The sequence below is a fragment of the Bacillus sp. MSP13 genome, from assembly GCF_000815295.1.
GTDB lineage: Bacteria > Bacillota > Bacilli > Bacillales > Bacillaceae > Bacillus > Bacillus vallismortis.
The window spans coordinates 166,790-191,303 of sequence record NZ_JXAQ01000004.1 but is presented as its reverse complement, the minus strand read 5'-3'; the positions used below and the strand labels follow the sequence as shown (position 1 = coordinate 191,303).

The following is a 24,514-nucleotide window of genomic DNA, read 5'->3' as shown; positions in this document are numbered from 1 at the left end:
CTTTAATCAAACAACACAAGAAAGGCAGCTGTCTTGCCCAGTATCTTTTGTTCTTGCATAGTAAATGGTTTTTATTCCTCTGTGATGTGCATACAGATCGATTCGGTTTAAATCACGAGTCGTCATTGTATCTTTTAAGAACAACGTGAAGCTGATTCCTTGATCAATGTGCTGCTGGATTGTCCCGATCATATCTACAACCTTGAACATATCCATATCGTAGGCTTCTTTATAGAAGAACCAGTTATTAGATGCAAGCCCAGGCATTGGGTAGTACGTTTTTGAGTTGCCGTATGTTCTTTCTTCAATCCGTTCCATAATCGGCATGACAGACGCCGTGCTTGATTGAACATATGAGATAGAGCCTGTCGGCGCAATGCATAATCTGTAGCTGTGATACATGCCGTTTTCAGCCACAAATGCTTTTAGCTTTTCCCAATCCTCTGTCGTCGGGATATGCATACCTTCAAACAGAGCAGCGATTTTTTCGTATTTTGGTGAGAAATCAGTTGAAACGTACTTGTCGAAGTATTCACCTGTCGCATAGGTTGATCCTTCATATTGATCAAACGTTTCGCCCTTCTCTTTTGCGATTTCCGCAGAACGCTGAATGGAGTAAAAGTTCACCATCATAAAGAACGTGTTTGCAAAGTCGCGCGCTTCCGGGCTTTCATACGCAATGCCATTTTGCGCAAGATAGCCGTGAAGGTTCATAGCACCGAGACCGATTGATTTCATCGCTTTGTTCGCCCGTCTTACAGCAGGCGCATTACGAATATCAGTCGTTTCAGACACGTGTGTTAAAGAGTCTGTCGCAAGCTTAACTGTCTTCTCGATTGATTTGTGCTCCATGACGTTGAGAATGTTAAGCGAACCAAGGTTGCAGGAAATATCCAAACCGATTTCATCTTCTTCGTCATAGTCTGTATATGAAGAAACCTGAGATGCCTGAAGCACTTCAGAGCAAAGGTTAGAGAATTTCACCTTGGAGATATGGTTATTCGCATGCACTTTATTCACGTTGTCTTGGAACATGATGTATGGATAGCCTGATTCTGAACGAAGCATCGCCAGTTTCTCAAGCAGTTTCCGCGGGTTGATTTTTTCCTTTTTCACCCGAGGATTGTCGACAAATTGGTCGTACATTTCGTTCATGTCCAGTTCATCCATGTGCTGGCCGTACTCTTTATAAATCGTGTGCGGATAAAATACGTAAGCCGCTTTGTCTTCGCGCGCAAGCTCAACGAACTTATCCGGAATGACAACACCGATAGAGAGCGTTTTGACGCGCACATCTTCATCCGCTGAAATCTTTTTCGTATCAAGAAAATCATTGATATCGCGATGGAAAATGTTCAAGTACGCCGCTCCTGATCCTTGTCTTTGCCCCATTTGGTCAGCGTAGCGGAACGCGTTATCAAGAAGCTTCATGACGCCTACAACGCCTTTTGTGGCATTTTCAACATCTTTAATGGCTTCACCTTTGGCGCGAAGCTTGGACAAGTTAAGAGAAACCCCTCCGCCGAGCTTAGAAAGCTGCATGGAGATATCGATTGCTCGTGAAATGTCGTTTAAAGAATCATTGACTTCAAGCAAGAAGCAGCTCACTAGTTCACCGCGGCGTTTTCTGCCGGCGTTCAAAAATGTCGGTGTGCTTGGCTGATATTCCTGATTGATCATCAGATTCACATATTCTTTTGCTTTCTCCGTGTCGCCGTTTGCGAAGAACAGCGCAACAATTGAGATTCGGTCCTCATAACGCTCGAGGATTTTTTTCTTGTCATTCGTCTTCAAAGCATAGTCATTATAGAATTTAAACGCACTCATGAAGGAAGGAAAACGAAACTTCTTAGCGTAAGCTGTCTTAAACACGTCTTTAATGTCTTCAAAAGAATACAGGCTTAAGAATTCCTCTTCGTAGTATTGGTTTTCAATCAAATAATCCAGCTTCTCTTTTAAATCGTGAAAGAACACTGTGTTTTGATTGATATAATCTACAAAATAGCTATGTACAGCCTCTTTATCCTTATCAAACTGGAATTTTCCATCTTTTTGGATCATGATTTCGTTATTTAACTGGATCCATTTTGGCACTTGATTTTGTGACAACTCTTTCTACCTCCTGAGTAAACAATTCAACGTCTTTAGATGTGCCGCTGAGTTCAAATTTGTGCAAGATCGGCACCTGATATTGTCTTGAAATGGTATCGGCGCTTTTTGCAAAGTTATCGCCCCATACTTTATTGCCGCTCGCAGCGACTCCTAATAAAAGATGGGCGTATTTTTCGAGAAATGATTGTGTTGATGCCGGTACCTGACCGAAGTTTGTCGTGTAGGTGACCAAAACAAACGGAGTGTCCAGGTGGTCAATTTCGTCCACCTTGCGTATCTGCTGAAAGCCTATTTTATTCACAAACCGCTGAACATTCCCTGTTTTTGAATCAAATATGATTTGTACCACGATTTATCACGACCTATCAAAAAATATGAATCTCTCATCACTAACACTATATATAGTATACTATCCTCTAGCGAAAACACAACATATAGATTTGTTTTTATGAAAAATTCATATTTTGATCAAATCAGGCAAATGGGCAGGCTCATTAGGGCCCAAAAAAGAGAGCAGAACGAGAATGGTCTCTCGTCCTACTCGGGGTGTCGTTTTTAAGCCGATGTATATCATAACATGAAAAAAAACTGCTTAGTAGTCTAGATTTTTTTTCTTAAGCTATCACAGCATTTTTCACTCTCTACTGTTTCTTCTATTTCAACATCCGCACCGATTTCTTCTAATACCGCCTTCAATGCGCTGATAATTGACGCTTCTCTAATTAATTCTTTTCCATTCACAATGATGCTTGTTCCATATTCATAGCAAGAATCATCTTCGCAAATTTCTTCCCAATGATTCACGATCACTTTATGCTTCATTTTTTCACCCTCTGTTTGATCTGTCTGTATTTAGTTTAGCGGGAAGCATTCGCTTTGTAAATTCGGATGCTTGTGAAATTTATTCAAGCTCATAATCAGCGTATTCTTTCTTCAGCTTTACCTCATTGCGGGACTCATCATACTCATAAATTTTGATATAGCCGTCCTCCATAACACCAAAATGATTATGCTCAAGAGGAAACGTGGTTGGCTGAGGCGTTTCATAACCTGAATTACCGCTGTTTGTTTCGATGATGGTATCTTGATTCCCACACGCCCCGAACAGCAAAAATACAGCTATCCACACAAGCGCTATCCTAATTCGTCTCAGTTCTGTCTCACTTTCAAACAAGGTTGCGTCACCCCCGGATTCTTTTTTAATACATAATATACCATTTCAATTCACATATGTTGATACCATAAAAAAAGACCGTGCCTTGGCATGGTCTTCTTACAAATTGTCGAATCGAAATTGGATGATGTTAAAAAACGGCTGCCGGGATTTCCCGACAGCCTTCGCATGCATTAACATGTTGATTTTTGATCTATTCGAGTTCAAGCTGGACGTTTTTTTGCGGCGCAAACGTTGAGATCGCATGTTTATATATAAGCTGCTGCTTCCCTTCTGATTCCAGCAATACGGTAAAGTTATCAAAACCTTTTACCTGGCCCCGCAACTGAAAGCCATTCAGCAAAAAAACAGTGACATACGTATTTTCTTTCCGGATTTGATTCAAAAACTGATCCTGAATATTAATCGGTTTCATGTTTCGTCCTCCTTGATTCTCTATATCATACAGTTTCGATTAAAGTTAGAGTTTTCCTGCTATATGTGTGAAAATTTCCTTTTTTTTCAGCTCCATATCAACGGGCGGTGTCATATCGAACCAGGTAACCTGCATTTTGTTGCGAAACCATGTCAGCTGGCGTTTCGCATACCGCCTTGAGTTCTGCTTTAGTTGAGCGACGGCATCAGAAATTGTCACAAAACCGTCAAAATAGGCGTATAGCTCCTTATAGCCTATCGCTTGAATTGATTGACAGTCTCTCACATTCCTGTCGTAGAGGCGCTTTACTTCCGGAAGAAGACCTGCCTCCATCATCATGTCGACCCGCTGATTAATCCTTGCATACAGCGTCTCTCTCTCCATCGTCAGCCCGATTAACACTGCATTGTACAGGAGTTCTCGTTTTTGCCCCTTCAAATGCTGAGACATCGTTTTTCCAGACGTATGTAAAATTTCCAGGGCGCGAATAACCCTTCTTGTATTATTGGGATGAATCGCAGCTGCTGCTTCTGGATCTGCCGCAGCAAGTTTGGCGTGAAGAAAATCAGCGCCTTCCCGCTCAGCAGCCATTTGCAGGCTCTGCCGAAACTCAGGATCGTTCGCCTCTTCCGTAAATGTATAATCGTAAAGCACAGATTGTATGTAAAGCCCTGTACCGCCGACAATCATCGGAAGCTTTCCTCTTTTTGCAATCTCAGTGATTTTGTTTCTCACTACGTTTTGATAATCTGCGGTGGAGAAGGAATCTTGGGGATCTAAAATGTCAATCAGATGATGGGGCACTCCCTCCATCTCCTGTTCGGTGATTTTAGCTGTTCCAATATCCATCCCTTTATAAACCTGCATTGAATCTCCGCTGATAATTTCAGCGTTCAAGGATTTAGCCAGCTGAATACTTAAATTTGTTTTCCCCACTGCCGTCGGTCCTACTAAAATGACAACGGGCTGCTTTGTATTATTCAATATGTATCACTCTCTTTTATAAATCTCCCCCCATTATAGCATTCATCATGTATAACCACCTATCCATTTTGCCCTTTTTTTGCATCGGTAAACATTCTTCTACCAGCCGAGCGGCTCATTGCCGACGATTTCTCTCGTCTTTCCTTTCAGGATATGCCGATGCGTTTTCTTTTCGTCATTACCAGAAGCATATACAACGCCTCCGTACTGGATCTCAATCGGTTCGTTATAGGCCAGATACGTCGTTTCTTCGATTTTATGATAATGAGTGCCGTCAGTACGAGGAATCGCAGGACCCGAGATTCCATAATACCGGTGAAAATGACCGTTTTCAAAAGATGTAATCCCTGAAAAATAGTGTGTATGCTGATCCGTATTCGATCCATTTGCCGGCTGTGTAAACCCTTCAATAAGATGATAATGCCCCTGTTCCCTCGTCGTTTTGGCATGATAAGCGTGTACGTGAGGCGGCGCTTTTGACCAGTCAGATGGATACAGGCCCAATATGTTCACTTCCCTTCCATTTCCTCGATTCGCCCAATCAAATCCCGATAGGCTGAATACACTGCATCATCTACACTTTATGACAGGAGGAAAGAAAACATGAATGAAGTAGATCATTATTTCACTGCTGCAGATACAAGGATCATTGGAAGGCCTTTCGGATTCGGAAGACCATTTGGGTTTGGAAGACCTGGATTTGGCTATGGATTTGGTTTTGGGCGGCCATTCGGCTTTTTTGGGGGACCGTTTATCGGCGGCCTTGCAGGCGGGCTTATAGGAAGCGCTTTATTTAATCCTTATTTTTATGGCGGTTATCCCTATTATCCTCCATATCCTTATTACTAATAATGAAAAAAGAGGCCTCTTAAAAAGAGGTCTCTTGTCTGTGAGTAAAATGAATCTCTTGACTGGCCGTTAGGCATGCACTACTATTTTTCTAGCTGACGATTTTATAATCTCAAAACAAATTTGAAGTGAGGAGAATTCACAATGTTGTTAGGATACATATTCCTCACGATTGCGATATGCTCAGAATCACTTGGAGCGGCTATGCTGAAGGTGTCTGACGGCTTTAAAAAGTGGAAACCCAGCGCCATGGTCATAATTGGCTATTTCATCGCCTTTTACATGCTGTCACTCACCTTAAACCACATCCCCCTGAGCCTCTCATATGCGACTTGGAGCGGTGTGGGCACGGTGCTGACAGCTGTGATCGGAGTGAAATGGTTTAAGGAAGAACTGAATGTCAAAGGGCTTATCGGCATTCTTTTATTACTATCGGGAGTCGTGCTACTTAATTGGCAGTAAAGGAGTGCTCATGATGAAAGGATTGTTTTATTTGGCTCTTGCCATTGTATTTGAGGTTTTCGGGAGTACCATGCTGAAGCTTTCAGAAGGATTTACACAAGCCTTGCCCATTGCCGGGGTCGTAGCCGGATTTCTTTCTGCTTTTACCTTCCTGAGCTTTTCTTTAAAAACCGTTGACTTATCTAGCGCGTATGCGACATGGTCGGGTGTTGGAACGGCGCTTACAGCCATTGTCGGATTTTTGCTTTTTGGCGAAACCATCAGTTTAAAGGGAGTGTTCGGACTCACGCTTGTCATTGCAGGCGTTGTCGTGTTAAATCAGTCGAAAGCCCCTGCTAAAGAAAAAAATCAGACGGTCTGTGAGTGACCGTCTGTTTCTTATTCACCAGCCTGTTTTACAGAGGCTTCTAGCTTCAGCTCGACATTCCCTTGGATGGCGCGTGAAATCATGCAAGACGACTCCGCCTTTTCACAAAGCTTGTGCGCTAAAGCGACATCCTCTTGTGAAGCATCCTGTTTGAGGACAACGGAGGGACGGTGAATAATTTTTTTGTATGTAAAGACTCCTTTGGTGACGTCGACAACGCCTTCTGACTCCATCTGCAGGTCTTCTTTTTCCAGCCCGCTTCTTTCCATCATCGCAGCGAGTGTAATAATGTAACAGGTTGCGGCCGCCCCGAGAAGCATTTCATCCGGGTTGGTCCCCTCTCCCGGTCCATCCATTTCTTTAGGAATGGAAATGGATGTAACCAGGTTCCCGCTTTCGATCGTACCAACGTCGTTGCGTTTACCCGGCCAGTTTGCCTTTAAATAAAAATGATGGTCTGCCATCGTCCGTTTCGCCTCCTTTTATCATCCTATTTCAGTCTACTGGTCTTCTCTTCTTTTGTCTCCTGATCTGCTTGTTACGAATACTCTTTTTCAAGGACACTGTTGACCGCACGGACATAATCATAAAATTCATTGTTCTTTGTGTATTTCCTATTTTTATAATAAAAATCATCGAAAAATGCCTCTCTCTGCTCGCGGCTAATTTCAAGCTGGATACTAAGCCCCGTTTCCCCTTTGTTGTTAATGTTTTCTGCACTTAACCCGGCAAGGCCGCTTTTAGATGACGCTAACTCAGCGGAAAACCCTCTTCTCTCAAGGGCCCTTACCATCATTTTCGCTCGCTTTCGGTCTGTGCCCCCAACAAGTGTATGCTTGTTCTCCCCTTTATATCCGTGAAAAGCCACAACATATTGATGCTCCTTGATTTTCTTTTCAGCCAATGGCTCATCAAAGTTGGTGCTTGTAATGTGCAGTGTTTGGTTATCCTGTGACTTCAGCCCTTCAAACAGGTATGTAGAGTATTCATTATTGAAATACCGCACAAGCTCGCTTACTCCGCCTTCAATTCTGCCGCCGTGCGGAGACATAATTAACACTTTGCTTCCTTTTTTCTCATTATAGGAAATATCATAATCAGCCGGGCTCTCATTCTCTGCCAAGCTGCTGAAATTTGAATATGTATCTGGCTGATCAGATGGTTCAGGTTCTAATGAGTAATGAACGTATTTCAGAAATAAGACAATGGCTAAGACTAATATGACATTTAATAGAAATCTTCTCATGTTTAACTCCTTTCATAAGAATGGCACGGTTCATTATATGAGGTTTAGCCAATAGGTTTTATCTTACCATTGTATACGCTATATCATCAGTGAAAAAGTTCCCGGTTTCAAAAAATCAATTGATTGTCACGGTTCATAACGGTTCATTTCAAATATGAGTGAAAAAAGATTGAGAGGAAAGACAAAAAAGGTAGGAATAACCTCACTTGGCAATTACATGTATAGAGGTGTAAGGAGGGTTTTATTAACGGCTGTCCGATTGCTGAGACGGACAGCCTTATCGGCCTGCCAAATAAAGGTCTTGTTTATTTGTTCTTACAAAGTCACAGGAGAGGATCGAATCTAACAAAAACGTTCTGATCTGTTGTTTCGAAAAACAAAAAGCTTTGATTTGCGTTTTGCTTTTCTGTCTAACAATAATTGTTCTCTTACTGATCGTTCCGTCTTTCTTCATATATATAATGCTGATTGGTATTTGGCTTTCCAAAGACCGATGTAAGAAGACATTCATACAGCTGCTCTCCCCTTGCCAGTTTGATATAACAACATTATAATACGAACGTATGTTCCTTTTCAATACCCCAATAAATGCCACGGCTCCAAGTTTGATTTGACAGATTCATAAAAACCAACTCTTGTCCATCTATTATAAAGGACAAACAAACTTACCAAACCTTTCCTCTGCTCATAGAGTATACAGAAAACCTTATACTAGGAGGAAAATACATGTTTGGGTACTCTATGGTACAAATGGTGAGAGCAAATGCTCATAAGCTAGATTGGCCGTTACGGGAAAGCGTCTTGCAGCTTTACAAGCCCTTCAAATGGACTCCTTGCTTCTTGCATCCATTTTTCGAAACCAAATTGAAAAACCGAAAAAAATTGTCAGTCATTATTGAATTTGAGGAAGGCTGTCACGAGACAGGCTTTCAAATGGCTGGAGAGGTGCTGCAAAAAGAAAAACGCAGCAAGCTAAAAAAACGTTTCAACAAAATCAATTGCTGCAGCGCGGAGGTGACCCCACAAGCGTTAGATTCACTTCTTTCTGAATGCAGCGATATCCGCAAAGTGTATTTAAACCGCGAAGTCAAAGCGCTTCTAGACACGGCAACCGAAGCAAGTCACGCGAAGGAAATCGTCAGAAACGGGCAGACCCTGACAGGAAAAGGTGTTACTGTCGCTGTTGTCGACACAGGAATCTACCCGCATCCTGATTTAGAAGGCAGGATTATCGGATTTGCGGACATGGTCAATCAAAAAACAGAGCCGTATGATGATAATGGCCATGGCACACACTGTGCAGGTGATGTCGCCAGCAGCGGAGCATCTTCTTCCGGCCAATACCGCGGACCTGCGCCCGAAGCCAATTTAATCGGCGTGAAGGTATTGAACAAGACAGGATCTGGAACGTTAGCAGATATTATCGAAGGTGTGGAGTGGTGTATCCATTACAATGAAGACAACCCGAATGAAGCGATCGATATTATCAGTATGTCGCTTGGGGGCGATGCGCTTAGATATGATAATGAACAGGAAGACCCGTTAGTCAGAGCGGTTGACGAAGCGTGGAACGCAGGGATTGTCGTCTGTGTCGCTGCCGGAAACTCCGGGCCTGATCCACAAACGATCGCAAGCCCGGGCGTGAGCGAAAAGGTGATTACTGTAGGTGCCCTTGACGATAACAATACCGCAACCAGCGATGATGATACGGTCGCATCCTTCTCAAGCCGCGGGCCGACAGTATATGGGAAAGTAAAGCCCGATATTTTAGCGCCGGGTGTTGATATCATTTCCCTTCGCTCTCCGAATTCTTATATCGATAAGCTTCAAAAGTCAAGCCGTGTAGGATCTCAGTACTTTACAATGTCAGGAACATCGATGGCAACCCCAATCTGCGCAGGTATCACAGCTTTAATTCTTCAGCAAAACCCGGACCTTTCACCTGATGAAGTGAAAGAGCTTTTGAAAAACGGCACGGACAAATGGAAAGATGAAGACCCAAACGTATACGGAGCGGGCGCTATTAACGCAGAACATTCCATTCCCGGCCAATAGACAGCTTCATAAAGCCGGCAAATCCCTCTGCGGAACTGCCGGCTTTATGTTTTGAATATTTCCAATAATGAGATAGAATAGTAGAAAATGGATCAAGGAAGTGGAAAAATGCCATATTTTATCTGTAAAACATGCGGCGCACAACATGCACAGACTGTAAATCCGCCGTCCTCTTGTCTGATTTGCGATGACGAAAGGCAGTATATTCATCCGGATGGACAAGCTTGGACAACTCTTGAAAACATGCGTGAAAATGGTAACCTTCAAAACATCCTTAAAAAGGAAGAAGAGCATCTTTACAGCATCAAAACCGAACCAGAGTTTGCAATCGGACAAACAGCACATTTGATCCAGCAAGAGGGCTTCAACGCGCTATGGGATTGTATTTCATATCTTGATCAAAAGACAATTGACCAAATCAATGAATTAGGCGGAATTCAAGCCATCGCTTTGTCTCATCCGCATTATTACTCTGCTCAGGTGGAGTGGGCTGAAGCGTTTCAGGCCCCGATCTATATTCATGAAGATGACAAAGAATGGGTGACAAGGCCAAGCAATCACATTCAGTTCTGGTCAGGTGAAACGTTAAACTTGAAGCCGGGACTGGCTCTTCACCGCTTGGGCGGACACTTTAAAGGCGGTGCTGTTCTCCATTGGCGCAACGGCAATGAAGGGAAAGGCTGTCTATTGACCGGGGATATCATTGCGGTTGCGGCCGATCGGAACTGGGTCAGCTTTATGTACAGCTATCCAAATCTCATCCCCCTCCCCGCCTCCAAAGTTGAAGAAATAGCAGCCAAAGTAAAACCGATTCAATTTAACCGGATTTATAATGCTTTTTCAAAAGTTGTCAAAGAAAATGCCGACGAAGCGGTCCAGCGTTCTGCTGTACGTTATATCAAGGCACTGAACAACAAGTTATTTCATACATAAAGGGTGAGGCGGCTCTTTTCCGTGTAAAAGATGCAGCAATTGGGAATAGTATCGTGTAGATTAAAAGGAGGAATATTGATGGCACACTCGAATACACAGCTTTCTCAATGGCTGGAATCAAAAGTCGGCCAAACACTTGATATTAGAAAAGGTGAATTGACCCATGATGAAGAGATTTCAGACCTGGATCAGATTGTTCTCCACCTTAAAAAAGTAGGGATGCGCAGCACTAATCATCCTGATGACTATGTTGCAGATGAAGAACTCGTTTTAGAAGGAGAAGGAACAACATTCACAGAAGAAGGCAACATACCGCTTCCGCAAAATGCCTATGAGATTCCTTTATTAGGTGATATTCATATCCACCAAGAAAACGAAGGATTGAAGGTTGTAACAGATCGTGCAGTCTACACAATTGATGTCCAGCACAGCTGACAGTCACTTTTATCAAAATAATATAGCTCAGCGCCTTTGAGCTTTCATTCAAAGGCGCTGCTTTACATACAATATATGTTTATGCATGCTATACTTGGTGATTTGAACCGTTTCCTTTTACAGCTTTATTAAATTTCTTCCCTTCAGTCTCATATATTTCTTCCACGCAAATTGATTCTACATGCTGCATAATGACACGATTGATCCGTTCTTTATTCACTCGCACAGGGTCAAGCATCGCATGTAAAGCCAAGCCGTCAATCAATGCGTAAAGTCTCTCGGCTTCAATGTCTTTATCAGCACCCTGCTTCAGTAAATCGAATTCATCTAAATAGGCAATCAGTTTCCGCATGCCGCTGTAAATCCCGTCATGATTCGCATCATACATATCCTTTTTATGTCTGGCGTAGACCGTAAAAGCAAACCACACCTCCATCTCTCTAATTGTTTCTTCATTTGTCGGGACAATTTCAAGCAAAATATGCAACACCTTTTCCTTAGGAGGCAAATCCTTCATTGTAATGTCCTGAATTCGGGCCATCGCTTTTTCTTGAACGAGTTTCATTGCAAAATCAAGCAGGTCATCCTGAGTAGGGAAATAATGGCGCAGCGCACCTAATGAAAGCCCTGCTTCCTTTGCAATGTTTCTGGCTGAGGCTCCCTCCATCCCCCGCTTTAAAATCACCCGCCACGTCGCTTCTGCAATTTGTCTTCTTCTTTTCTTATGGTCAATTTGTTTTGGCATGGCTTTATTGTAGCAAGAAAAAAATAAGAGAGCAATTTTTATAATACAGTTGTATCGCAAAAATAAAGGTGATAACATAGTACTAAATAACACAACTGTATTGAAAAGAGGGGAATGGATTGAACGGTATCGCATGGATGATTGTCTCTTGCGAAATTGCGTTTTGGATTGTGATTGCTTTAGGGCTTGCTGTACGCTACCTATTCAAACAGCATACATTAGGACTGCTATTCCTTGCCTTAACCCCAGTGATCGATTTGATTTTACTAGCGGCAACTGCTGCGGACCTTTACCGAGGGGCTTCAGCAACTGCAGCACACGGGATTGCGGCTGTTTATATCGGTGTATCGATTGCTTTTGGAAAACAAATGATTCAATGGGCTGATGAAACATTTCAATATTATGTGACAAAACAAGGGTCTAAACCGCTGAAACGCTATGGAATGGATCATGCCAAGCATTATGCGAAAGGCTGGGTCAGACATGTGCTGGCTTACCTTATTGGTGCGGGATTATTAGCAGGAATGATCTATTTTATCAATGATTCTGCCAGAACCGGGGCATTGAGCGGCATTCTTAAACTGTGGACTGTCATCATAGGCATTGACTTTCTCATTACAGCCAGCTATTTTATTTGGCCAAAAAAAGAAAAAGCTTCGAAGAATTTCAGAAGTTAATTTGATGAAAAAGAGGGTCCTTTCCGCTAGTAAAGGGCTTTTTGGTTGTTGTCAATATATGTTATACTGTTTTTCGAAATACTAGAGGCCCCTAAACTCTAGCTATTTTTATAGAACTTAGCTTAAGAGCTTCAGATTCTAGTCGAGTAACCGTTGTATGAGTTAGCAGGTGAAAGGAGTGGCATGCTTGAGCCAAAAAGGACAGAACGAGCAGTGTAAAAAGCTAAACCTGAGCTCAACATTAATCGCAATTGTATCTATCATTCTTATCGTTGCCGTTGCACTTGCGGTGATCTTCGGCGGCTTTTTCTTCGGAATGAAAGGATTATTCTCCATTCTGGGCATTACTTACGATTCCAATCAAACATTGGTTTTATTTATTTTGGTCTGTTTTGCTGTCGGCTTGATCATAGATCCACTCACAAAGATTGTCTCTATGATTCTGGCAAAATCATTTTCATTGAGAAAGACTGCTCTCTTTACTTTTACACTTTACTTTGTGAGCAACTTCATCACAATCTGTTTCGCAGATTACTTTATGCAGTCTATATATATTCCAGATGTCTTTCTTTTTGTAATATCAGCATTGATGGCTTTCATTGAACTTGCCTTTGGTAACTAACTAGCCGGAAGCGACTTAAAATCGCCTGGGATGATTCAAGCGGCTTTTGTCTTTACATCATTCCCATTGTCTAATTTTGCGAGACAATTGACAAGAAAATGTAAAATGATCAGCGGAATAATAGAATCAATGATGATATATAAGCGGAAAACAAAGCCCTAGCCAGTGAAGTTCTGATCACTCCCTGCTATAGCCCCTGATATGTATGAGCTAATCCAAAAGGAGTGATCAAATCAGGATGATGACCCAGTTTGAAATGTGCGGGAACAAAAACACGAGAACAAACATTAAAAACCCTCTATAAATGATTTCCTCCGTTACACCGGCTGTTAAGAATACAACATTCTCATTCAACGAAACAGGCAGGATGTGCTCAGCGGTCGAAGCCTTTAACTCCGCTTTTTTCTTTGCTATATCTCGACTTATCTTTGGGCTAAGTCTAAAACCGATGATACAATACATTACAGGGATTACATATGAAAGACTTAATCATTGAAAAAAATAGGATACAAGCGGACCGAGAGGATCTATTTGTATTGCCGGCGCGGGAATCTATAATCCGATCATCGTACGAACATAACACTTCACTTTTTCATTTCCATTTTCACCAGTCTTGATATTTCTTTTAAACCTTTGAAAATCAAAGTATCCAAATATCGGTTCATAATTCATTAAAAATAAATGTACGCCAGAAACACATGTCCATCACGAAACACCCTCTTCTCATTTTTTAATTACTCATGTATAAAACCGGGCGACAGCCTCAAATTCCTTCAACGCAAAACAAAACTCTCTGCTCATAAGAAACAGGAAGCAAAACAATGATGATTGAATTTAGATTCTGTATTCAAAAACAAGGATTCCTACATTCTCAATAGTCAGTTCATCCAAAATGATAACTATCTTTGGGCTTAATGTCATGTTCTCATCCCCTTATATCCAAAATATACATTTAATTATTTGTAAATGAAAGCTTGTTGTAATCTGTTATTCCAAATGTGTACAAAAAAAGCATTGATCCATTCAAAGAATGTTTCAATGCTGAAAAAATATATGGGCAAAGAGTATATTCCCTTTCGCCCAACCCCCGCTACATCACGCGTTTGAACATCTTTTCCATCTCATAAGTGGAATGGTGAATGATAATCGGACGGCCGTGTGGGCATGTAAATGGGTCTGATGTGCTTCGGAGGTCGTCCAGAAGCGCTTTGATTTCGTCGTTTCTGAGGTGGCGGTTTGCTTTGATGGAGCCCTTGCAGCTCATCATAATCGCCGCTTCCTCGCGCAGTTTTTTAATATCAATCTGTTTGGAATCGAGCACCTGCTGAATGATTTCTTCGATCAGCTCGGCTTCTTCTCCCTTTGGAAACCAGGCTGGGTGGCAGCGGACGATGTAGCTGTTCGATCCAAATGATTCTAAAAAGACGCCGACGCTTTCAAGCTCTTGTTTGTGCTGTTCAATAATCAGCGCCTCATTCGTGGAGTAGTGGAACGTCAGCGGCACGATCATATCCTGCACCTCAGGCTCAACCTCTCCTACTTTTTCCCGGAAGTATTCGTATTTAATACGCTCTTGTGCGGCGTGCTGGTCAATAATATACAAGCCGTTTTCGTTTTGTGCCAAAATATATGTCCCATGCATCTGGCCGATCGGATACATAATCGGAACCCGCTCAGACGTTGGCTCAGGCTGTTCTTCTTGATGGTGTTCCTGCTCAAATGCTTCAGGCTGTTCTTCTGAAACATCAGGTGCCTCAATGCTTTGTTCCTGCTCAACGATAGGAGGAGCATCAAATTGAAGAGGCGGCAGTTCTTCCTCCGTGTCAACCGGGTCTTTCACGACTGAGCTTAACTTCATTGGTGAATAAGATGGCGCAGGCGTTTTTTCCGGAACTTTTCTTTCCGCAGGCTTTTCATCAAAGGTGATGAACTGCTGCTCATTTTTGATAACAGGTGCCGATTTTTTCGGGAGCTGGGCACTCGGAATCAGCTGCTGCTGTTTAAACACATCTTTAATTCCGTCACGAATTAAATCATGAAGCTCTGTTTCCTTGCTGAGACGGACCTCAAGCTTCGATGGGTGCACATTGACATCGACTAAAATCGGGTCCATCGTAATTTCTATAAAGGTAATCGGATGGCGTCCGATCGGCAGAAGCGTATGATATCCTTCATGCACCGCTTTGACGAGCGGGAAATTTTTAATGTAACGGCCGTTAATGACAGACGACATATAGTTTCTCGACGCACGTGTAATCTCTGGGAGGGCGATATATCCCTTCACTTCAAAATCCAAAGAACTTACATGCAACGGAAGCATTTTTTTGGCGACAGCCGTGCCGTAAATCGCTGCCAGGACTTGGCGCACATCTCCGTTTCCATTCGTTTGAAGCAGGTTTTTCCCGTGATGGCGCAGGCGGATCGATACCTCTGGATGGGCCAGCGCAATGCGGTTGACCACATCTGTAATGTTCCCAAGCTCTGTATGAACGGTTTTCATATATTTCAAGCGGGCCGGTGTGTTAAAAAACAGGTTGGAAACGACAATTTCAGTTCCCTTTCTGCTTGAGGAACGCGATTCGGAAATGACATTTCCTCCTTGGAGCACGAGTTTCGTCCCTGCTCCTTCACCGGTGCTTGTCGTCATCTCGAGATGTGAGACTGACGCGATACTCGGCAGTGCCTCTCCCCTAAAACCAAGCGTTCTCACCCTGAATAAATCATTTTCATCTTTTATTTTACTCGTTGCGTGGCGGCGAAAAGCACGCTTGCAATCTTCCGTTTCCATTCCTTCGCCGTTATCCAACACTCGAATGGATGCAAGACCTGCTTCCTCAATATCGATTTCAATGACTGTGCTGTCAGCGTCGATCGCATTTTCCACCAATTCCTTGACGACTGAGGCGGGCCGTTCCACAACCTCGCCGGCCGCTATTTTATTCGAAAGCTCATCTGACAGCTGGATGACTTTTGCCACATTCATCACCCCGTTTTAATGTAATTTCTTTTGCAGCTTGTACATTTCATTCATCGCTTCAAGCGGCGTCATATCCAGTATATTAAGTGATTTGAAGGCATCGAGCACTTGCTTTTCTTTTTTGGAAAGCTTCGGCGCTTCAGCCGGCTTTTCCGCTTCCTCGAAAAAGGACAGCTGTGCCGGCTCTTCTTTCACCTGGGGTTGTTGCACCGGCACTTCCGGTTTGTTCCCTGAATGCTCAAGTTCTATTAAAATATCTTGAGCGCGCGAAATAAGGTCTTTCGGCAGCTCGGCAAGCTGGGCTACATGGATCCCATAGCTTTTGTCAGCCGCCCCTTCTTTCATTTGATGAAGAAAGACAACCGTACCGTTATATTCTTCAGCGCGCACATGAACATTTTTCAGCTGCGGCAGCTTGTCCTCAAGAACGGTCAGCTCGTGATAGTGCGTACTGAATAGCGTCTTGGCGCCAATATGGTCGTGAACATATTCGATAATTGCTTGTGCCAGCGCCATGCCGTCATAAGTGGACGTTCCCCGCCCAATTTCATCAAACAGTATGAGGCTGTTTTCCGTCGCATTGACAATCGCATTTTTCGCTTCAAGCATTTCCACCATAAATGTACTTTGTCCGGAAATCAAATCATCCGCAGCGCCGATTCTCGTAAAAATTTGGTCGAAAATCGGAAGCACCGCTTTCTTCGCGGGTACAAAGCAGCCGATTTGAGCCATGATGGATATGAGCGCGATTTGTCTCATATACGTGCTTTTCCCTGACATGTTTGGACCGGTAATGAGAAGCATTTGTCTGTTATCGCCCATCATACAACTGTTCGGAACGTATTCCTGGCTGTCCATGACTTTTTCAACGACCGGGTGTCTGCCGTCAATCAATTCGACTTCATCTTTTGAGAACTCCGGTTTCGTATAATGGCGATTTTCACTGATTGTCGCAAAGCATTGCAGTGCGTCAAGCTCGCTCATCTGTTTGGCAAGCTGCTGCAGCCGCGGAATATACAATTTCACTTTCTCGCGCAGCTCGGTGAACAGCTCGTACTCCAGCTCGCAGATGTTATTCTCCGCTTCTAAAATGAGCGCTTCTTTTTCTTTTAATTCAGGTGTAATGTAGCGCTCTGCATTCGTTAACGTTTGCTTCCGCTCATAGCGCCCTTCCTCAAGCAAATGCAAATTCGCTCTTGTCACTTCAATGTAATAACCGAAGACTTTATTGAAGCCGACCTTTAAAGAGCGAATGCCGGTGTATTCCCGTTCCTGCTGTTCCAGGCGGGCAATCCAGTCTTTTCCGTTTCTGCTTGCATCACGATATTCATCAAGCTTTTGGTTGTATCCATCTTTAATCAGGTTCCCTTCTTTTAACGATAAAGGAGGGTTTGCGTACAGCGCTTCTTCCAGCAATTCAAGGACATCTCCGCAAGGGTCAATCCGCTCTGCGCGTTCCTTGGCCTTGTCATGAGCCAGTGAAGCAACAAGCTGTTTGATGCCAGGCACTTGCTTCAACGATTCCTTCAGCTGAATGAGATCCCGTGCATTAACATTTCCAAATGCGACGCGGCCTGCAAGCCGTTCTAAGTCATATACTTCTTTTAACCGTTCACGCAGATCTTCCCGCTCGAAGAAATGGGACATCAAGGTTCCCACCATTTCTTGGCGCTCTTCAATTTGATTGACTCTGATGAGCGGCCGGTCAATCCACTGTTTCAGCAGCCGGCCTCCCATTGCCGTTTTTGTTTCATCCAGCAGCCACAAAAGAGATCCTTTTTTATTTTTCGAACGGATCGTTTCAGTCAGTTCCAGATTTCGCTTTGAGTACAAATCAATTTTCATCGCTTCCTCAAGCTCATACACCTGAACGGGCTGAAGATGATCAAGGCTGCGTTTTTGGGTTCTTTTCAGATACGTATATAAACGCATAAATGTTTTTGTTATATCTTCATTATTTAAGTGTTCAACGATCGTTACATGCTCGTCTGTTTCTCCATCTTCAATTGAGATCGTTGCACCGCATCGCTCTTTCAGCTGTGCGACCGTTTTGGCATCCATGCTTCCTGAAACGACGATTTCACGTGCGCCGACTGAATAAATCTCTGATATGACATCTTCGAGCCGTTCAATCAAGACAGCCAAATTTTCCCCCGTTGTTAAATCAGACAGCGCCAGCCCGTATCCGTTCGAGCAGGCGGAAACAGATGCGATAAAGTTATTTTCTGATTCATGGATGCCTTTGCCGTCCATTACGGTTCCAGGCGTAATAAGCTGAACCACTTCTCGTTTCACAACGCCCTTTGCGGCTTTTGGATCTTCTGTCTGTTCGCAGATCGCCACTTTGTACCCTTTTTTAATCAGCTGCTCGATATACGCGGAAGCAGAATGATACGGCACCCCGCACATCGGTATTTTTTCGGCCGCACCGCCGTCTCTGCTCGTTAACGTAATTTCCAGCTCTTGTGACGCCTTTTTGGCGTCCTCAAAAAACATTTCGTAAAAATCACCCAGGCGAAAAAATAAAAAGGCATCCTGGTGCTCTGCCTTTATTTTTAAATATTGCTGTATCATAGGCGTATAACCGGCCATTGTTTAATCCCTCACTATGTATCAACGTTTCTATTTCCTATCCTTCATTATAACATAAACAAAAAGTGATAAAAGAATGATATATCAATATAAAAAAGAGACTTGGGGGTACTGCCTCCCCTAGTCCCTTTTTTATTCTTCAGGATCTCCCACTAAAAATTCCGGGTTGATGTCTTCCAGCTCTTCATCAAGCTCATCTTCCCAATCTTCTTCGTCATCCTCTTCCCAATCAGGATTGACCTCAACCACTACCTTTGTTTCTCCTACCACTTCCGCCAAAAACTCCCTCTCTGCCTGCACAACGATTTTATTTCCGTTCGGTGAAATGGTCACTTCAAGACAGTTAGGCTGCTGAAGGACTTTGGCAATCACTTCATGCTCATCATCTAAGTAATTGTTGTCTCTGTATCTGAGTTTAATGACATCAACGTATTTTACCCGTTCTGTGACAACCTCTGTTTTGGTGTTGTCCGCGTAAGAGTACCATACATTTATATCATAATACCCTTCAATTTCTACTGTTTTCCCGATTTTTTCTGCGTCATACTTGTGGTTAATAATCCAACCGCCCAAAATGCTGCTCGGTTTTTTCTCAGGGGAGATGGTATTGGTGCATTGGGTAAATTTTCTGCCTTTCGCTACTACCGCCTTCGTAATAATTTCCCTGTATTCAGACATTCCGGCATGCCTCCTTGTTCTTCTTCGTGTTATCTTATGCTGGGCATTTGTCTAGTGTGCATTTTTATAATTAAAATATAAAAATACAAAGTTTCTGTTCCATTGTATGCAGGTGTGCCTAGAAACTTTACTTTTAGATACGATAAAGTTTACTCGCGGCTGAGCACAGAAAAACAAATTGAACATTTGGTACACAGATTATTTAGTTCATTTCTAACCCCTGCAAAATAAAAACACGGGCCTGTAAAGGCACCGTGTTTAGAAAGAACAGCTGTTATTAGAATGTTTCACCTTCGAACCGGTTTCACCTTTCAGCAGGTTGCCTCCGGTTGATGTAATGATTTCATTTGTGACTTGGTTGGAAATGGTGTGTGCAACGAGCTGCAAAAGGTCATTGACCTCCAGCTGCGAGTCTCTGAATTCCTGAATGACAGGAATCTCTTCAAGCTCTTCCTGTAGCGCGTCAATTTTTGCTTCTACTTGTTTGAGCGCTTCTTGCTTTTCATAATGCTTCAGATTGACAGCCTGCTTTTGCAGGGCTTTAATCTGATTAACGATTGCAGACACTTTGTCATTCTCATTGATTTGCGCTTCAGCCCGTTTGAAAAAATCAACCTCTTCTGTTTCAGAGATCATTTTTGCAAGGTTTCGCGCTTGCTGTACAATGTCTTTTTTTGAGTAGACCGTCATCTTATTTCACCTCGATTGCTTCTCCTACCATCTCTCCGTCAAGCGACCATGTTTTCGCTTGCTGGATTTTCACGCGGACGATTTTGCCGACGGCTTCCTTCGTCCCTTTGAAATTGACAAGCTTGCTTTTTTCAGTGTAGCCGGCAAGAATATCAGGGTTATTTTTGCTTTCACCCTCAACTAATACTTCGACAACCTTGCCTTCGTATTCCTTCATTTTTTTAGCAGAAATTTCTTTCACCAGTGCGTTCAGACGCTGCAGGCGTTCTTTTTTCACACGCATCGGTACATTATCTTTCATTTTGGCAGCCGGAGTGCCCTCGCGCGGAGAGTAAATGAACGTATAGGCGCTGTCAAATTCCACTTCACGGTAAAGAGATAGCGTTTCTTCAAACTGTTCGTCCGTTTCGTTCGGGAATCCGACGATAATGTCTGTTGTTAAAGAAGCGTTTGGCATTGCCTCTTTGATTTTTCTAACGAGCTCCATGTATCGCTCTCTGTCATATTTGCGGGCCATCAGCTTCAGAACCTCTGAGCTTCCTGATTGAACCGGCAGATGAATGTGATCAAGCAGGTTGCCGCCTTTTGCCAGCACGTCAATGAGATGGTCGTCAAAGTCACGCGGATGACTCGTTGTAAAACGGATTCTCGGGATATCGATTTTTCTCAGTTCATCCATCAAATCACCGAGGCCGTACGTGATATCTTCAAAGTCTTTTCCGTACGCGTTTACGTTTTGGCCTAATAGTGTAATTTCCTTATAGCCTTCACTTGCGAGCCTTCTCACTTCCTGAATAATTTCTTCAGGGCGGCGGCTTCTTTCTTTTCCGCGTGTGTAAGGCACGATGCAATACGTACAGAATTTGTCACAGCCGTACATGATATTGACCCAGCCCTTAATTTTCCCGTTCCGGACTTTCGGAAGGTTTTCAATCACGTCCCCTTCCTTGGACCAAACTTCTACGACCATTTCTTTTGAAAGGTATGCTTCTGACAAAAGCTCCGGCAGGCGGTGGATGTTATGCGTTCCGAAAATCATATCGACAAACGGATGTTTTTTCAAAATCCGGTTCACGACTGATTCCTCTTGGGACATACAGCCGCACACGCCTAAAATCAGATCGGGATTGTTTTTTTTCAGCGCTTTTAAGTGCCCCAGTTCACCAAACACCTTGTTCTCGGCATTTTCACGGATCGCACATGTGTTTAACAAAATGACATTGGCATCGTCAACGGAGTTTGTCGCTTCATAACCGAGCGCCATAAAAATCCCTGCCATAACCTCTGTATCATGTTCATTCATTTGGCAGCCGTACGTACGGATATAGAACTTTCGCCCGTCTCCCAATCCTTTAAATTGTTCAGAAATTGTAAAGTCATTATGATAAGTAACGGCTTCCTTGCCCCGTTTTTTCGCATCTTTTAAAGAAGGCGGAATATAAACAGCTTCAAAGTACTTGCTGTAATCCTTCTCGGATTTTTTGTCCGATGGATGAACTTGTCCGCTCTCTAATTTTTGTTTTTCATTCATGTGATCATTTCTCCTTTCAAACCAAACTTCCACCCCTCAGTATAAAGGTTATTGAAGCTCTGCACAACTGGCAACCTATTATTGTACACTCGTTGAGAATAATAATCAATAAGGATTCAAAAGAGGAAGAGCATTCTCTTCCTCTTACAACAGCTGGAGCTCCTTAGCTGTCTTTTCGATGACATGAAGCGCCTGATCCAGTTCTTTTCTTGAGTGCTCAGCGGTAATGATCGTCCGAATTCTGGCTTTTCCCTTTGCTACAGTTGGAAAAACGATGCTTTGGGCAAATATGCCGCGTGAAAGGAGCTGATCAGAAAATTGCTTCGCCATAGCTTCATCACCTATTAAAATAGGAAGAATCGGTGTTTCACTCTGCGTGAGAGTCAGACCCATTTTCACAAGCATAGATTTAAAATAGGCCGTATTCTCCCACAAGCGCTCCATATGCTCGGCCTCTTCCAGCAAGACATCAATCGCTTCCATACAAGCCGCGGTCACAGCCGGCGGATGGGACGTACTGAATAAAAACGGGCGGCCTTTATGGCGCAGATAATCGATCAGCACCTTTGAACCGGCAGCATAGCCGCCGAGAACTCCTATTGCCTTGCTTAGCGTTCCGACTTGAATATGGACTCTGCCGTCCAGACCGAAGTGATTCACCGTTCCCCTGCCGTTTTCGCCAAGTACTCCGGATGCATGAGCGTCATCCACCATTACAAATGCGTCATATTTCTCAGCAAGCTCTACAATATCAGGCAAAGGGGCTATATTGCCATCCATGGAAAATACGCCGTCTGTCACAATCAGGCGCATCCGATAATTCATTGACTTTCTCAACACTCTCTCTAAGTCACTCATATCGACATGCTGATACACCTTTTTATCCGCCTTTGTCAGTCTGATTCCGTCAATAATAGAGGCATGGTTTAATTGATCTGAGATGACAATATCATCTTTTGAAAGAATACTTGAAAGGACGCCTTGATTTGTTGTGAATCCTGATTGAAATACAAGCGCCGCCTCTGTTTTTTTAAAGGCTGCCAGCTTTCTCTCAAGCTCTTGGTGCATGGTAAATGTGCCGGCAATTGTTCTCACTGATCCGGTGCCGGCTCCAAATTGCTGAACGGCCTCCTGCGCAGCTTTGATGAGTCTTGGATGTAAAGTAAAACCGAGGTAATTATTAGAAGAAAGCTGAATGACGTTTTTGTGATTGATTGTGACAGAGGGTCCCTGCATTGAATCAAGCTGTTTTATCTCTTGCCACGTATGATTTTCTTTCATTCTATCAAGCTCTGCTTTTAAAAACTCAAATTCCTTCATCATGTTTATCCCCCTTTTATGGAATGAAAATCACTTTTCCGCACTGGCCGCTTCTCATCAGCTCGAACCCTTTCTCGAACTCCTCTAACGGAAACTGATGGGTAATAACAGGTGAAAGATCAAGCACATGGGATGTGAGCAATTGAGACACCTGCCGCCATGTCGAAAACATTTTTCTTCCTGTGATACCTTTGATCGTTAGTCCTTTAAATACCACTTTATTCGTCAAATCAATTGTCACCGGATGTTCCGGCAAGCTGAGAATATGAAATTTCCCGCCATTCGCAGCCATCGTCAAACCTTGCGCGATAGCAGAGGGGTGGCCCGACATCTCGCAAACGAGATCCACTCCTTCCCCATCAGTTAAAGCGCTTACAATTTTGAGCGGATCTTCTTTTTCAATAGAAACAGTACGTGTGGCTCCCATTTGTTTGGCAAGCGCCAATCGGTATTTATTTTTATCAACCGCTATTACTTGGGAAGCACCTGCTGCTTTTGCAACCGCAACAGCCATAAGGCCAATCGGTCCGCATCCAATGATTGCAGTTGTTCCTCCTGCCGGCTGGCTCTCAAGCACTGTATGAACCGCATTTCCTAAAGGCTCTTGAATGGATGCAACCGCCGGGTCCATATCAGCGGGATTCTTCCAAACGTTATCAGCCGGAACTTTCACATACTCCGCAAAACAGCCTGCCGTGTCTACCCCGATAATAGAGGTATTGGTGCAAACATGAGCTTTTCCGGTTACGCAAGGCACACATTTACCGCAGACGATATGCGTTTCCGCAGACACATATTCTCCCACTTTTACATTCCCGGCATTCTCTCCTACAGCTTCAACAATGCCGCTGAACTCGTGGCCGAAAACATAGGGAGTTTTGATTCTCTGGCGTGCCCATTGATCCCAATTATAAATGTGCACATCCGTGCCGCATATGGAAGCAGCTTTCACTTTTATGAGGACTTCATGTTTGTCGATCTCAGGAATGGGAACTTCAGTCAGCACAGCACCGAACGTCCCGTCCTTTTTCATTAGAGCTTTCATCTTTCCACCCTGCATGTACAATCCTCCTTAACAAATTCTTGTTACATTCGGATTGTACCATGATATGGAATAAGCGTAAACAGCACTGTCTTTCTGAAAAAGACAAAAGTGTTCGTCTTGAAAAATGGGCGTAATTTTTTTCTGAATCGTTCTACGTTATTCCTTACTTTTGTATATTCATCATTTATATGTCGAAAATATTATCGGAAGAAAATATCACAACAAATGAAAAACAACCTGTCTGCATGACGCAAACAGGTTGAGAATGCTTTATTAGTTTTTAGCGAGGCTCCACGATTAATTTAATCGCCGTTCTTTCTTCCCCATCGATCTGAATATCTGTAAAAGCCGGAATACAAATCAAATCAACGCCGCTTGGCGCCACAAATCCCCTGGCAATCGCCACAGCTTTTACAGCTTGGTTTAATGCACCCGCTCCAATCGCTTGAATCTCGGCGGCTCCTCGTTCTCTTAACACGCCTGCAAGCGCACCTGCCACTGAATTTGGACTCGATTTTGCTGAAACTTTTAAGATTTCCATTTCTGCTCCCCCTTAGTTTTACAATGGATAAGTGAGTGTTCATTAGAACAATCATTATTAGATG

At 43.2% G+C, this 24,514-nt stretch carries 27 protein-coding genes; 8 read left to right on the top strand and 19 right to left on the bottom strand.

What is annotated here, in order from left to right; genetic code table 11:
• Positions 1 to 6: 6 nt before the first annotated feature.
• The 7 genes from nrdE to SC79_RS04305 form a co-directional block, all read right to left on the bottom strand.
• Entirely contained in the window at positions 7 to 2,109 is a 2,103-nt protein-coding gene (gene nrdE, locus SC79_RS04335; RefSeq protein ID WP_039074028.1) for a class 1b ribonucleoside-diphosphate reductase subunit alpha, read from the bottom strand.
• Positions 2,069 to 2,461: a class Ib ribonucleoside-diphosphate reductase assembly flavoprotein NrdI gene (gene nrdI / locus SC79_RS04330; RefSeq protein WP_003221104.1), complete on the bottom strand. Its 393-nt coding sequence runs from the start codon at positions 2,459 to 2,461 to the stop codon at positions 2,069 to 2,071. Before nrdI ends, nrdE begins: the two co-directional genes overlap by 41 nt.
• 251 nt (positions 2,462 to 2,712) lie before the next feature.
• A complete protein-coding gene (locus tag SC79_RS04325; protein ID WP_039074027.1) occupies positions 2,713 to 2,934 on the bottom strand; it encodes a hypothetical protein in 222 nt (73 codons plus the stop codon).
• A gap of 79 nt (positions 2,935 to 3,013) precedes the next feature.
• A complete protein-coding gene (locus tag SC79_RS04320) occupies positions 3,014 to 3,286 on the bottom strand; it encodes a YmzC family protein (protein WP_039074026.1) in 273 nt (90 codons plus the stop codon).
• Positions 3,287 to 3,479: 193 nt separating this feature from the next.
• Positions 3,480 to 3,701 carry an RNA chaperone Hfq gene (gene hfq / locus SC79_RS04315; protein WP_003221097.1) on the bottom strand — a complete coding sequence of 74 codons (222 nt, stop codon included), beginning with the start codon at positions 3,699 to 3,701 and terminating at the stop codon, positions 3,480 to 3,482.
• 45 nt (positions 3,702 to 3,746) lie between these two features.
• Positions 3,747 to 4,685: a tRNA (adenosine(37)-N6)-dimethylallyltransferase MiaA gene (gene miaA / locus SC79_RS04310; protein WP_039074025.1), complete on the bottom strand. Its 939-nt coding sequence runs from the start codon at positions 4,683 to 4,685 to the stop codon at positions 3,747 to 3,749.
• Positions 4,686 to 4,784: 99 nt separating this feature from the next.
• Positions 4,785 to 5,198 (bottom strand): YmaF family protein, encoded by a 414-nt coding sequence (locus SC79_RS04305; protein ID WP_082022539.1) that lies wholly within the window; start codon positions 5,196 to 5,198, stop codon positions 4,785 to 4,787.
• Between the two features lie 90 nt (positions 5,199 to 5,288).
• Here SC79_RS04305 and SC79_RS04300 point away from each other — a divergent pair, with 90 nt between their 5' ends.
• The 3 genes from SC79_RS04300 to ebrB all read left to right on the top strand — a co-directional run bounded on the left by SC79_RS04300 (position 5,289) and on the right by ebrB (position 6,363).
• Entirely contained in the window at positions 5,289 to 5,534 is a 246-nt protein-coding gene (locus tag SC79_RS04300) for a hypothetical protein (RefSeq protein WP_039074023.1), read from the top strand.
• 144 nt (positions 5,535 to 5,678) lie between these two features.
• The gene (ebrA, locus tag SC79_RS04295) at positions 5,679 to 5,996 is read left to right on the top strand and encodes a multidrug efflux SMR transporter subunit EbrA (protein WP_039074022.1); all 318 of its coding nucleotides are present in this window, start codon (positions 5,679 to 5,681) and stop codon (positions 5,994 to 5,996) included.
• 13 nt (positions 5,997 to 6,009) lie between these two features.
• Positions 6,010 to 6,363 (top strand): multidrug efflux SMR transporter subunit EbrB, encoded by a 354-nt coding sequence (ebrB, locus tag SC79_RS04290; RefSeq protein WP_039074021.1) that lies wholly within the window; start codon positions 6,010 to 6,012, stop codon positions 6,361 to 6,363.
• A gap of 11 nt (positions 6,364 to 6,374) precedes the next feature.
• On the opposite strand, the gene SC79_RS04285 is transcribed toward ebrB, so the two are convergent.
• The 3 genes from SC79_RS04285 to SC79_RS21220 form a co-directional block, all read right to left on the bottom strand.
• Positions 6,375 to 6,827, bottom strand: coding sequence for an OsmC family protein (locus SC79_RS04285; RefSeq protein ID WP_039074020.1), 453 nt, complete (start codon positions 6,825 to 6,827; stop codon positions 6,375 to 6,377).
• A 74-nt stretch (positions 6,828 to 6,901) separates the two neighbouring features.
• Complete coding sequence (locus SC79_RS04280; protein WP_039074019.1) at positions 6,902 to 7,609, bottom strand: poly-gamma-glutamate hydrolase family protein; 708 nt, start codon at positions 7,607 to 7,609, stop codon at positions 6,902 to 6,904.
• 277 nt (positions 7,610 to 7,886) lie between these two features.
• Positions 7,887 to 8,120: a hypothetical protein gene (locus SC79_RS21220; RefSeq protein ID WP_039074018.1), complete on the bottom strand. Its 234-nt coding sequence runs from the start codon at positions 8,118 to 8,120 to the stop codon at positions 7,887 to 7,889.
• A gap of 215 nt (positions 8,121 to 8,335) precedes the next feature.
• Here SC79_RS21220 and SC79_RS04270 point away from each other — a divergent pair, with 215 nt between their 5' ends.
• From SC79_RS04270 to SC79_RS04260, 3 genes are all read left to right on the top strand, one after another.
• The gene (locus tag SC79_RS04270; protein ID WP_039074017.1) at positions 8,336 to 9,664 is read left to right on the top strand and encodes a S8 family peptidase; all 1,329 of its coding nucleotides are present in this window, start codon (positions 8,336 to 8,338) and stop codon (positions 9,662 to 9,664) included.
• A gap of 108 nt (positions 9,665 to 9,772) precedes the next feature.
• Positions 9,773 to 10,597: an MBL fold metallo-hydrolase gene (locus SC79_RS04265; RefSeq protein ID WP_039074016.1), complete on the top strand. Its 825-nt coding sequence runs from the start codon at positions 9,773 to 9,775 to the stop codon at positions 10,595 to 10,597.
• A 78-nt stretch (positions 10,598 to 10,675) separates the two neighbouring features.
• Positions 10,676 to 11,032 carry a hypothetical protein gene (locus SC79_RS04260; protein WP_039074015.1) on the top strand — a complete coding sequence of 119 codons (357 nt, stop codon included), beginning with the start codon at positions 10,676 to 10,678 and terminating at the stop codon, positions 11,030 to 11,032.
• 88 nt (positions 11,033 to 11,120) lie between these two features.
• Here SC79_RS04260 and SC79_RS04255 read toward each other — a convergent pair whose 3' ends face one another.
• Positions 11,121 to 11,777 carry a TetR/AcrR family transcriptional regulator gene (locus tag SC79_RS04255; protein WP_052245573.1) on the bottom strand — a complete coding sequence of 219 codons (657 nt, stop codon included), beginning with the start codon at positions 11,775 to 11,777 and terminating at the stop codon, positions 11,121 to 11,123.
• A 119-nt stretch (positions 11,778 to 11,896) separates the two neighbouring features.
• On the opposite strand from SC79_RS04255, the gene SC79_RS04250 reads away from it, so the two are divergent.
• Both SC79_RS04250 and SC79_RS04245 read left to right on the top strand, forming a co-directional pair.
• Complete coding sequence (locus tag SC79_RS04250) at positions 11,897 to 12,454, top strand: hypothetical protein (RefSeq protein WP_039074014.1); 558 nt, start codon at positions 11,897 to 11,899, stop codon at positions 12,452 to 12,454.
• A 187-nt stretch (positions 12,455 to 12,641) separates the two neighbouring features.
• On the top strand, positions 12,642 to 13,076 hold the full coding sequence (locus SC79_RS04245; protein WP_039074013.1) for a YrvL family regulatory protein: 435 nt from the start codon (positions 12,642 to 12,644) through the stop codon (positions 13,074 to 13,076).
• Between the two features lie 1,090 nt (positions 13,077 to 14,166).
• On the opposite strand, the gene mutL is transcribed toward SC79_RS04245, so the two are convergent.
• The 8 genes from mutL to spoVS all read right to left on the bottom strand — a co-directional run bounded on the left by mutL (position 14,167) and on the right by spoVS (position 24,450).
• Positions 14,167 to 16,053, bottom strand: a complete 1,887-nt coding sequence (mutL, locus tag SC79_RS04240) for a DNA mismatch repair endonuclease MutL (protein ID WP_039074012.1) — start codon at positions 16,051 to 16,053, stop codon at positions 14,167 to 14,169.
• A gap of 15 nt (positions 16,054 to 16,068) precedes the next feature.
• The gene (gene mutS / locus SC79_RS04235; RefSeq protein WP_039074011.1) at positions 16,069 to 18,645 is read right to left on the bottom strand and encodes a DNA mismatch repair protein MutS; all 2,577 of its coding nucleotides are present in this window, start codon (positions 18,643 to 18,645) and stop codon (positions 16,069 to 16,071) included.
• 132 nt (positions 18,646 to 18,777) lie between these two features.
• Positions 18,778 to 19,323: an outer spore coat protein CotE gene (gene cotE / locus SC79_RS04230; protein ID WP_003231833.1), complete on the bottom strand. Its 546-nt coding sequence runs from the start codon at positions 19,321 to 19,323 to the stop codon at positions 18,778 to 18,780.
• Positions 19,324 to 19,581: 258 nt separating this feature from the next.
• Complete coding sequence (ricA, locus tag SC79_RS04225) at positions 19,582 to 20,013, bottom strand: regulatory iron-sulfur-containing complex subunit RicA (protein WP_039074010.1); 432 nt, start codon at positions 20,011 to 20,013, stop codon at positions 19,582 to 19,584.
• A 1-nt stretch (position 20,014) separates the two neighbouring features.
• Positions 20,015 to 21,544, bottom strand: a complete 1,530-nt coding sequence (miaB, locus tag SC79_RS04220) for a tRNA (N6-isopentenyl adenosine(37)-C2)-methylthiotransferase MiaB (RefSeq protein WP_039074009.1) — start codon at positions 21,542 to 21,544, stop codon at positions 20,015 to 20,017.
• Between the two features lie 144 nt (positions 21,545 to 21,688).
• The gene (locus SC79_RS04215) at positions 21,689 to 22,867 is read right to left on the bottom strand and encodes a glycine C-acetyltransferase (protein WP_082022538.1); all 1,179 of its coding nucleotides are present in this window, start codon (positions 22,865 to 22,867) and stop codon (positions 21,689 to 21,691) included.
• A gap of 13 nt (positions 22,868 to 22,880) precedes the next feature.
• Positions 22,881 to 23,924 carry an L-threonine 3-dehydrogenase gene (gene tdh, locus SC79_RS04210; RefSeq protein ID WP_039074008.1) on the bottom strand — a complete coding sequence of 348 codons (1,044 nt, stop codon included), beginning with the start codon at positions 23,922 to 23,924 and terminating at the stop codon, positions 22,881 to 22,883.
• Positions 23,925 to 24,189: 265 nt separating this feature from the next.
• Complete coding sequence (gene spoVS, locus SC79_RS04205; protein ID WP_003154135.1) at positions 24,190 to 24,450, bottom strand: stage V sporulation protein SpoVS; 261 nt, start codon at positions 24,448 to 24,450, stop codon at positions 24,190 to 24,192.
• Positions 24,451 to 24,514 lie beyond the last annotated feature (64 nt).